The sequence below is a fragment of the Stenotrophomonas sp. INTA L402-1 genome, assembly GCF_059295135.1.
The window spans coordinates 85,040-95,393 of the sequence record NZ_JCAFWP010000016.1 but is presented as its reverse complement, the minus strand read 5'-3'; the positions used below and the strand labels follow the sequence as shown (position 1 = coordinate 95,393).

Here is a 10,354-nt window from a genome sequence, read left to right as displayed (position 1 = left end):
AGATGTGTATAAGAGACAGGGCTCTTCAACAGCAGTCGAGCAAGCTCGACTCTACAGATATGCGAAAACACGAAGGACCTCCGCCATGAAACGACTGATCCTGCTCACCGCCTGCACCCTGGCCCTGGCTGCCTGCAGCAACCCCGAGGAAGAGCGCAAGGCGCAGGAAGCCGCCGCAGCCGCCGTGCAGGCACAGAAGGAAGCCAAGGCCGAAGACGTGGCCAAGCAGTACGACATGGCCGTGGCCGCACAGGACTGGGAGCGTGCGCGCCTGCATGGCGCCTCGCTGCTGGACCAGTACAAGGACACCGCCGCCGCCGAGCGCATCGCCGCCGGCTTCGACGAGGTCAAGGCCAAGGGCGATGCTGCGCGCGACCTGCGCCGCATGCAGGCGCTGTGGCAGTACAACCAGATCCCGGTGGGCAACAAGGGCAACCAGGTCTCGGCGCAGATCTACAGCAAGGAACGGGTGGACGTGGATGGCAGCGGTGCCAAGCCGGTGCAGCTGGTGTTCCGCGATCATCCGGAGTGGAAGCGGCATGCCTACCTGGTGCTGCAGGCCGGCGATTTCCGTTGCCCGCAGTGCACGGTGAAAGTAACCGTGGACGACGGCAAGCCGATTTCCATGGCGGCCTGGCGCCCGAAGACCGATGAAGCCATCGCGCTGTTCATCACCGACCAGAAGGCGCTGTGGAAGCTGGCGCGCAAGGGCAAGTCGATCAGCATCGAGTTCCCGGTCAAGGCCGGCGGCACGCGTACTGCCGTGTTCGAAACCGGTGGTGTCGACGCCAGCCGCATGCCGCAGTGGTGGCAGTGAAGGTTGCGGCGGGCAGCGCAGTGCACGCGTTGTCCGCGATCCGGCACTGGGTGTTCGACATGGACGGCACACTGACGGTGGCCGTGCATGACTTCGCCGCGATCCGCCGCGCGCTGGAGATCGCCGCGGAGGAAGACATCCTCGACCACATCGCGGCGCTGCCGGATGCACCGGCGCAGGCCAAGCGTGAGTGGCTGCTGGATCACGAGCGCACGCTGGCCGAGGACGCGCTGCCGGCACCGGGCGCGGTGAAGCTGCTGCGCGCGCTGGCGGCGGCGGGCTGCCGGCTGGGCATCCTGACCCGCAACGACCATGCGCTGGCGAAGCTGACCCTGGACGCGATCGGGGTCGGGGCGTTGTTCGACGATGCCGACATCATCGGCCGCGATGAAGCGGTGCCCAAGCCGTCGCCGGATGGCCTGCAGCAGCACCTGCAGCGTTGGGGCATCGCGGCGGCAGAGGCGGTGATGGTGGGAGACCACGCCTACGACCTGGAGTGCGGCCGCGCCGCGGGCACGCACACCGTGCTGGTTAATCTGCCGGAGAACCCGTGGCCGGGCAGTGCCGACTGGCATTTCGCCGATTGCCGCGACCTGTTGGCCGCCTGGCAGCAGAAGGGGTAGTGCCGGCCGCTGGCCGGCAGTGTCGACCAAGGTCGACACCTACCAAGGCACAGGGTGTCGACCAAGGTCGACACCCACCGAGCGGGTGCGCGGGCAGTTCGTTTACGCGCCCAGCGCGTAACCGAACTGCTGCTTGAACTGCTCGTTGAACTCGTCAAAGGTGAAGCGCTGGTTCTGCGTGCCCGGGTGCTCCACCTTCAGCGCGCCCATCAGGTTGCCCATGCGGCCGATGGTCAGCCAGTCGTAGCCCTTCTGGATGCCGTAGATCAGGCCGGCGCGGAAGGCGTCGCCACAGCCGGTCGGGTCGACCACGCGGCGCTCGTGCGCCGGCGGGATGTCGTAGCTCTTTTCCGGGGTGTGGATGACCGCGCCCTTCGGGCCACGGGTGGTGATGTAGGCCTTGACCCGGCTGACGATCTCCTTCTCGTCCCAACCGGTGCGTTCCTGCAGCAGGTTCGACTCGTAGTCGTTGACCACCACGTAGTCGGCCTGCTCGATGAACTCGCGCAGCTCCGGGCCGTTGAACAGCGGCATGGCCTGGCCCGGATCGAAGATGAACGGAATGCCGTCTTCGTGGAATTCCTGCGCGTTCTGGATCATGCCTTCGCGGCCGTCCGGGCCGACCAGGCCCAGGGTCACGCCCGGCACGCCACGCACGTGGTTTTCGTAGGAGCGCATCATCGCGCCCGGGTGGAAGGCGGTGATCTGGTTGTTGTCGTGGTCGGTGGTGATGAACGCCTGCGGGGTGAACAGCTCATCGATCACGCGCACGCGCGACAGGTCGATGCCCAGGCCGTCGAAGTATTCGCGGTACGGGCCGAAGTCCGAACCCACGGTGCCCATCGGGATCGGCTGGCCGCCCAGCAGGTGCAGGTTGTAGGCGATGTTGCCGGCGCAGCCGCCGAACTCGCGGCGCATGCGCGGGACCAGGAAGGACACGTTCAGGATGTGCACCTTGTCCGGCAGGATGTGATTCTTGAACTGGTCCGGGAACACCATGATGGTGTCGAAGGCAAGAGAACCACAGATCAGAGCGGACATCGATGTAAGCCTATGCGGTGAATTTTGGGGTGGGCTGGCCCGGTTCGGCGGGCAAGCAAACGGCGCCCTTGGGCGCCCGACGGCGCAAAGGTTACCCGCTGGTGCCGCTCAGGGCCAGAACCGGGTGAGACCCGATCAGGCCGAAAGCCTGTGAAGACGCGGGTTCAGCTAGTTTTTTCCTTGCTCGGCGGCAGGCGGGTTGCTAGGCTTGTCGGCCTCGATTTCTGCCCATTTTTTCGCCATCCCGCGGCGGGCACGACACCCCTCAGGACTCCTTCCTCAGATGTTCAAGAAACTCCGTGGCATGTTCTCCAACGACCTGTCCATCGACCTGGGCACGGCCAATACCCTCATCTACGTGCGCGGGCAGGGGATCGTGCTGAACGAGCCATCGGTCGTGGCCGTGCGTCAGGACCGTGCCATTGGTGGTACCCGCTCGGTGGCAGCCGTAGGCGCCGAAGCCAAGCAGATGCTTGGCCGTACCCCGGGCCACATCACCACCATCCGCCCGATGAAGGACGGCGTCATCGCCGACTTCACCTACACCGAGGCGATGCTCAAGCACTTCATCAAGAAGGTGCACAAGTCGCGCGTGCTGCGCCCGAGCCCGCGCGTGCTGGTCTGCGTGCCGGCCGGCTCGACCCAGGTCGAGCGCCGCGCGATCAAGGAATCGGCCGAGGAAGCCGGTGCCCGTGACGTGTTCCTGATCGAAGAACCGATGGCCGCTGCGATCGGCGCCGGCATGCCGGTCACCGAAGCCCGTGGCTCGATGGTCATCGACATCGGCGGCGGCACCACCGAAGTTGCGGTGATCTCGCTCAACGGCATCGTCTATTCGGCCTCGGTCCGCATCGGCGGCGACCGCTTCGACGAGTCCATCACCAATTACGTGCGCCGCAACCACGGCATGCTGATCGGTGAAGCCACCGCCGAGCGCATCAAGGTCGAGCTGGGCTGCGCCTACCCGCAGGCGGAAGTGATCGAGATGGAAATCTCCGGCCGCAACCTCGCCGAGGGCGTGCCGAAGATGATCAAGATCAGCTCCAACGAAGTGCTCGAGGCCCTGCACGAACCGCTGTCGGGCATCGTCAGCGCGGTCAAGCTGGCGCTGGAGCAGACCCCGCCGGAACTGTGCGCCGACGTCGCCGAGCGCGGCATCGTGCTGACCGGTGGTGGCGCCCTGCTGCGTGACCTGGACCGCCTGATTTCCGAGGAAACCGGCCTGCACGTGCAGGTGGCGGACGATCCGCTGACCTGCGTGGCCCGCGGCGGTGGCCGTGCGCTGGAGCTGGTCGACATGCACGGCAACGAGTTCTTTGCGCCGGAATAAGCCGTCCCGGCTGCCTGCGCCCGCAGCGCCCCTCCGGGGTGCGGCCCACCATGAGGGTAGGCCGGCACCGGCGGGGCGTCCGCGTGTTTCCCTTCCGCCTTCTGCCAGTTGAATCGTTGCCGTGCCGCCCTACGCCGGACCTCCCGTTGCTTCCCGATCCGGTGATGCCGCCAGCCCGCTGCGTCTGCTGGCTTATCTCGCACTGGCCATCACCCTGATCGTGCTTGACGACCAGGCCGGCTGGCTTGCGCAGCTGCGCGGGCAGGCCAACAGCCTGGTGCAGCCGGTATGGGCACTGGCGGGACTGCCGGGCAAGCTCGGCAACCAGGTCAAGGACTCGGCGGCCAGCCACGGCCAGCTGGTCAACGAGAACCGTGAACTGCGCAACCAGCTGCTGCTGGCCAACGCCCGCCTGACCCGCCTGCAGACCGCCGCGTTGGACAACGCCCAGCTGCGTGAACTGCTGAACGTGGCCGAGCGCAGTGGCCTGGACGTGCAGCTGGCGCCGATCCTGGACATCGACCTGGATCCGGTGAAGCAGCGCCTGGTGCTCGACGCCGGCAGCCGCGAAGGCGTGCACGTCGGCCAGGCGGTGATCGATGCCGGCGGCCTGATGGGCCAGGTGATCAGCGTCACTGGCGGTACCTCCACCGTGCTGCTGCTGACCGACCCCGACCATGCCGTGCCGGTGACGGTGGCCCGCAACGGCGTTCGCCTGATCGTCTACGGCCGCGGCGACAAGCTGGAACTGCGCGACATCCCGCTCAGCGCCGGCGTGGAAGTGGGCGATGAGATCGTCACCTCCGGCCTCGGTGGCCGCTTCCCGGCCGGCTTCCCGGTCGGCACCATCACCGGCCTGCGTCCGGACGATACCCATGCCTTCCTGGTCGGCGAACTGAAGCCGGCGGCGCAGCTGGATCGCGGCCGCGACGTGCTGCTGCTGCGCCCGGGTGCAGCAATTCGCTTGCCTGCGGCCAGCGAACTGCCGCCGACTGCACCTTCGGTGCAACCGGCCCCCGCATCCTCCCTTACCCCCGCGCCTTCGGCGCGCCCCCTTGAGCCGACTGCACCTTCGGCGCAACCGGCCCGCGCATCCTCCCTTACCCCCGCGCCTTCAGCGCGCCCCCCTCAACAAGAGGGGGGCTCTCCACCCGATGCTGGGTCGGCGACGGTAGTGCCGGCCGCTGGCCGGCAACCGACTCCGTCTTCGACGAAGCCGGTTGCCCCCGCATCCTCCCTTGACCCCGCGCCTTCGGCGCGCCCCCTTGAACAACAAGGGGGCTCCACTCCAGCCAGCTCCACGGTAGTGCCGGCCGCTGGCCGGCAACCGCAACCCACCCGGCCGCAGCCGGAGGCCCAGCGATGAGCCGCCTGCGCGACAACCCGTGGGTGCTGCCGGCCAGCCTGGTGGTGGCGCTGCTGCTGGGCCTGCTGCCGTTGCCGGCGCTGCTGCAGCCGCTGCGCCCGTATTGGCTGGCGCTGGTGCTGGCCTATTGGGTGATTGAAGCGCCTGAGCGTGTCGGCCTGGGCGTCGCTTTCGCCAGTGGCGTGATCGCCGATCTGCTGTACGGCGGTGTACTCGGCGAACAGTCGCTGCGGCTGGTGATGCTGGCCTTCATCCTGCAGCGCTTCCGCGCCCGCATCCGCTTCTTCCCGATGTCCCAGCAGATGCTGGCCATCGGCGGCCTGCTGTTCAACGACCGCATCGTCAGCGCGCTGGTCCACATCGTGGTGGATGAGCCGACGCTGCCCTGGTCGTACTGGTGGGCGCCATTGCTGGGCATGGGTTTGTGGCCGCTGGTGTTCGTGCTGCTGGACGCGGTGCGCTTCGGCAAGCGCGGGCGCTGAGCCATGATCCCGCGCCGCCAGGTCAAGAACCCGCACGCCGAAGCCGAACAGTTCCGCCGCCGTGCGGCGCTGGGCTTCCTGGGGGTGCTGGTCTGCCTGCTGGGCCTGGGCGGCTGGTACTTCAAGCTGCAGGTGCTGGACCACGACGTCTACGCCACGCGCTCGGAAGCCAACCGCATCAAGCCGCGGCCGGTGGTGCCCGGGCGCGGCATGATCTACGACCGCAACGGCCGCCTGCTGGCCGAGAACGTGCCGGCCTTCCGCCTGGACGTGACCCCGGACAAGGTCAAGGACATGGACGCCACCCTGGAAGGGCTGGCGAAGATCATCAGCATCAGCCCGGAAGAACTGGAAGCGTTCAACAAGTCGCGCAAGGCGCGCCGCAAGTTCCTGCCGGTCACGCTGAAGCTGCGCATGAGCGACGAGGAGATGGCACGCTTCGCCGTCGACCGCTGGCGCTTCCCCGGCGTCGAGCTGGAACCCTATCTGACCCGTCGCTATCCCTATGGCGATCTGTTCGCACACATCATCGGTTACGTCGGCCGCGTCGATGACAAGGACCTGGAAATCCTCGGCGAGGGCAATGCCGCGCTGACCCACATCGGCAAGTCCGGCCTGGAGCGTTATTACGAGCAGCAGCTGCGCGGCAAGGTCGGCTACGAGCAGGTCGAGACCAACGTGCAGGGGCGTGCGATCCGCACCATCGGCCGCGTCGCCGCGCAGTCCGGCGCCGACCTGCGGCTGTCGATCGACGCCGACCTGCAGCGCGCCATGGTGGCCGCCTTCGGCGACCAGGAAGGCTCGGCGGTGGCGATGGACCCGCGTACCGGCGAGGTGCTGGCGATGGTCAGCCTGCCGTCCTACGACCCCAATCTGTTCGTCAACGGTATTTCCCATGCTGACTTCAAGGCGCTGAACGACAACCCGTCGCGGCCGCAGTTCAACCGCCTGGTGCTGGGTGGCGTCGCGCCCGGTTCGACGCTGAAGCCGCTGATCGGCCTGGCCGGCCTCGATTCCGGCGTGCGCCGCCCGGAAGACAAGGTGCTGTCCACCGGCATGTTCTACCTGCCCGGCACCTCGCGTGGCTGGGGTGACTCGCACCGCGGCGGCCACGGCTGGACCGACCTGCGCAAGTCGATCGCGCAATCGGTCAACACGTATTACTACAAGCTGGCGCTGGATCTGGGCATCGAGCGCTTCGACCATTACATGGAGTACTACGGCTTCGGCCAGCCGACCGGCATCGACCTGACCGGCGAGATCGGCGGCATCCTGCCGTCGCCGGCCTACAAGCGGAAGAGCCGCAAGGAAGCCTGGTATCCGGGCGATACAGTCAACATCAGCATCGGCCAGGGTGACTGGAAGGTCACTCCGTTGCAGCTGGCGCGGGGCGTCAGTGGGCTGGCCAACGGGCAGCTGCGCACGCCCCATCTGGTGATCCAGCAGCGTGCGGGATTCGACCACGACTGGATGGCGACCGACCCGGGTGAGAGCAAACCGGTCAGTCCGAACCCGAACAACCTGCAGGCGGTGCGCGAAGGCATGATGGCCACCATGCTGCCTGGCGGCAGCGCTGCGCGGATGGCGGCCGGCGCGCCGTACACGATGGCTGGCAAGACCGGTACCGCGCAGGTCATCAGCCGTAAGGGTACCGCCGCGGTGAATCCGAAGAGCCTGCCGATGCACCTGCGCCACCGCGCGCTGTTCGTCGGTTTCGCGCCGGTCGACCAGCCGGTGATCGCGCTGGCGATCGCGGTGGAAGGTGGTGGTTACGGCGGTGCGGCGGCCGCACCAATCGCCCGCAAGGTGTTTGATGCCTATCTGCTGGGCAAGATGCCCGAAGGCATGCAGCCGCTGGACAGCGAGCGCGGCACCACCGCCATCGGTGCAACCGCATTCGACAACGAAGATGTGGGCGCGCGCCAGGCCGGTGACCTTGCTGCGGCACAACTGGGGGAACACCCCGTGCTGATTGGCGTGCCTGCGCCGGAACCGGCACCCGCACCGCAGCCGGGGACGCCGGCCGCCGCCGCGCTGCCGGCCACGCCACGCCCGACCACCGCGGAGCCCGCACGATGAGAGTGTTCCTGCGTTGGGCCGGCGACATGCTGCGCCGCTTCTTCAGCACGCTGGACTGGGTACTGTGCCTGGCCCTGGGCGCGCTGATGGTGATCGGCCTGGCCACCTTGAAGAGTGCCGGTGGCGACGGTCTGGTGATGGCCCAGGGCGCGCGCTTTGCAGTGGGCATGGCCGCGCTGTGGGGCATCTCACGGGTACCGATCCTGCGCATCCGCTCGGCAACACCGATGATCTACGCGATCTCGATGATCCCGTTGCTGGCGGTGTTCGTGCTGGGCACCGGCAAGTACGGGCGGCAGTGGCTGGACCTGAAGTTCTTCTACCTGCAGCCGGCCGAACTGCTGAAGGTCAGCCTGCCGATGATGGTGGCCTGGTATCTGCACAAGATGCCGTTGCCACCGCGCTTCAATACCGTACTCGTGTCCCTGGTCATCATCGGCGTACCGACCGGCCTGGTGATGCTGCAGCCGGACTTCGGCACCGGCGTGCTGATCGCCGCCAGTGGCGTGTTCGTGCTGCTGCTGGCCGGCTTGCCGTGGTGGTGGGTTGGCCTGGGCGTGGGCGGTGTGGCCGCGGTCGCACCGGTGGCCTGGTTCTGGCTGCTGCGGCCGTACCAGAAGGACCGCATCATGATGTTCCTGGACCCGGAGATGGATGCGCTGGGTGCTGGCTGGAACATCATCCAGTCGAAGATCGCGATCGGTTCCGGCGGCTTCGATGGCAAGGGCTGGGGCGAGGGCTCGCAGTCACATCTGAACTTCATTCCCGAGCAGACCACCGACTTCGCGTTCTCTGTGCTGAGCGAGGAGTTCGGCTGGATCGGCGTGGCCACCGTGCTGGCGCTGTACCTGGTGGTGATCGGGCGCTGCCTGTGGATCGCCAGCCAGTCGCGCGATTCCTATTCGCGCCTGCTGGCCGGCGCCACCGGCCTGGCGTTCTTCGTCTACGTGCTGGTGAACGGCGGGATGATCTCCGGCCTGCTGCCGGTGGTGGGCGTGCCGATGCCGCTGATCAGCTATGGCGGTACCTCGGCGGTCTCGCTGCTGGCCGGCTTCGGGTTGGTGATGGCCGTGCGTAGCCACAATCCAGTGCACGGCGGCTACGGGTAACAACGGCCGCGCCTTTCATCGCGCTTCCATATGCTCGATTGCTTCTCGCTGTTCTGTAGAGTCGAGCCGTGCTCGACTGCTTCTGCTGCATGAAAGGCAGTCGAGCACGGCTCGACTCTACAGACGCAGAAGCACCCTGACAGCTTCACGCAAGCGCGCGTTGTTACCGTGGCCAGCGTGGACTGGAAACGAATGCTTGGCGGCTGCCGTGAGGCGGTGCGCACGATCGACCTGCCGTTGCTGGTAGCGTTGTTGATCCTGATGGGCGCGGGGCTGGCGGTGCTGCACAGCGTGTCCGGTCCGGTCACCGGGCAGGCGGCGCGCTTCGCCGGTGGCCTGCTGGCGATGTGGCTGCTGTCGCGTGTTTCGCTGCTGCGCCTGCGCGCGTGGACACCGGCGCTGTACGCGCTGTCGATGCTGCCGCTGATGGCGGTGTATGTGATCGGCACCGGCAAGTACGGGCAGCGCTGGCTCAACCTCGGCGTCTTCTACCTGCAGCCCTCCGAGCTGCTCAAGCTCAGCCTGCCGTTGATGATGGCCTGGTACCTGCACCGGCAACCGCTGCCACCGTCACCACGCACGGTACTGACGGCCGCAGTGCTGATCGGCGTTCCCGCCGTGCTGATCCTGATGCAGCCCAACCTCGGCACCGCCACGCTGGTCACCGCCAGCGGCGTGTTCGCGTTGTTGCTGGCGGGCCTGCACTGGGGCTGGGTGGCCACCGGCGCGGTGGGGCTGGCGGTGGCCGCGCCACTGGCCTGGCTCGGCGTGTTGCGGCAGTACCAGAAGGATCGCGTACTGACCTTCCTAGACCCGGCAGCAGACCCGCTCGGCACCGGCTGGAACATCCTGCAGTCGCGCATCGCGATCGGTTCCGGTGGCTGGCAGGGACGTGGCTGGGGGCAGGGCACCCAGGCCACACTGGATTTCCTGCCCGAGTACACCACCGACTTCGCGTTTTCGGTGCTGGCCGAGGAGTTCGGCTGGATCGGTGTGGCGACGCTGTTCGCGCTGTACCTGTTCGTGGTCGGGCGTTGCCTGTGGATCGCAGTGCACGCGCGCGACACCCATGCGCGGTTGCTGGCCGGCAGCCTGGGGTTGGCGTTTTTCGTCTACGTGCTGGTGAACGGCGGAATGATTTCCGGCCTGCTGCCGGTGGTGGGCATTCCGATGCCATTGATCAGTTATGGCGGGACATCAGCGGTCTCGCTGCTGGCCGGCATCGGACTGGTGATGGCGGTACGTGGGCACCGGCCGGTGCACGGGGGATAGGGTTTCCAGCCAACGGCGCAGCCCCTCGTGGGTGGTGCCTGGGTGGTCGCGGAAAGCAGAAGCCGCGGGTGGGCCGGTTGGGTTGGGTACGCGGGGACGCCGTGAATCCGTCCCTGGAGGCTTGGCAGCCGCTTGCTCTTGCGCGCAGTCCTGCACGCAAGAGCAAGGCCAGGGTTGGGCGTCCTGCCCAACCCGCCCGAGGCATGCCTCGGGCCCATGCGGCTGCCCCCCCCCG

At 67.4% G+C, this 10,354-nt stretch carries 9 protein-coding genes; 8 read left to right on the top strand and 1 reads right to left on the bottom strand.

The window, feature by feature from the left end; translation table 11 throughout:
- Positions 1-85 precede the first annotated feature (85 nt).
- Both AC5O77_RS11345 and AC5O77_RS11340 read left to right on the top strand, forming a co-directional pair.
- Positions 86-817 carry a hypothetical protein gene (locus AC5O77_RS11345; RefSeq protein ID WP_019337678.1) on the top strand — a complete coding sequence of 244 codons (732 nt, stop codon included), beginning with the start codon at positions 86-88 and terminating at the stop codon, positions 815-817.
- Positions 805-1,440: an HAD family hydrolase gene (locus AC5O77_RS11340; protein ID WP_478057560.1), complete on the top strand. Its 636-nt coding sequence runs from the start codon at positions 805-807 to the stop codon at positions 1,438-1,440. Before AC5O77_RS11345 ends, AC5O77_RS11340 begins: the two co-directional genes overlap by 13 nt.
- A 102-nt stretch (positions 1,441-1,542) precedes the next feature.
- Here AC5O77_RS11340 and AC5O77_RS11335 read toward each other — a convergent pair whose 3' ends face one another.
- Complete coding sequence (locus tag AC5O77_RS11335) at positions 1,543-2,481, bottom strand: carbohydrate kinase family protein (RefSeq protein WP_049421386.1); 939 nt, start codon at positions 2,479-2,481, stop codon at positions 1,543-1,545.
- A gap of 283 nt (positions 2,482-2,764) precedes the next feature.
- On the opposite strand from AC5O77_RS11335, the gene AC5O77_RS11330 reads away from it, so the two are divergent.
- From AC5O77_RS11330 to rodA (AC5O77_RS11305), 6 genes are all read left to right on the top strand, one after another.
- On the top strand, positions 2,765-3,811 hold the full coding sequence (locus AC5O77_RS11330) for a rod shape-determining protein (RefSeq protein ID WP_005419402.1): 1,047 nt from the start codon (positions 2,765-2,767) through the stop codon (positions 3,809-3,811).
- Positions 3,812-3,932: 121 nt separating this feature from the next.
- Positions 3,933-5,177 (top strand): rod shape-determining protein MreC, encoded by a 1,245-nt coding sequence (mreC, locus tag AC5O77_RS11325; protein ID WP_478057559.1) that lies wholly within the window; start codon positions 3,933-3,935, stop codon positions 5,175-5,177.
- A complete protein-coding gene (gene mreD, locus AC5O77_RS11320) occupies positions 5,174-5,659 on the top strand; it encodes a rod shape-determining protein MreD (RefSeq protein ID WP_032130319.1) in 486 nt (161 codons plus the stop codon). The genes mreC and mreD overlap by 4 nt, the downstream gene beginning before the upstream one ends.
- A gap of 3 nt (positions 5,660-5,662) precedes the next feature.
- Positions 5,663-7,738, top strand: a complete 2,076-nt coding sequence (mrdA, locus tag AC5O77_RS11315) for a penicillin-binding protein 2 (RefSeq protein WP_032130318.1) — start codon at positions 5,663-5,665, stop codon at positions 7,736-7,738.
- Positions 7,735-8,847, top strand: coding sequence for a rod shape-determining protein RodA (gene rodA / locus AC5O77_RS11310; protein WP_032130317.1), 1,113 nt, complete (start codon positions 7,735-7,737; stop codon positions 8,845-8,847). The genes mrdA and rodA (AC5O77_RS11310) overlap by 4 nt, the downstream gene beginning before the upstream one ends.
- A gap of 192 nt (positions 8,848-9,039) precedes the next feature.
- Positions 9,040-10,119, top strand: coding sequence for a rod shape-determining protein RodA (gene rodA / locus AC5O77_RS11305; RefSeq protein WP_049421382.1), 1,080 nt, complete (start codon positions 9,040-9,042; stop codon positions 10,117-10,119).
- Positions 10,120-10,354: the final 235 nt, after the last annotated feature.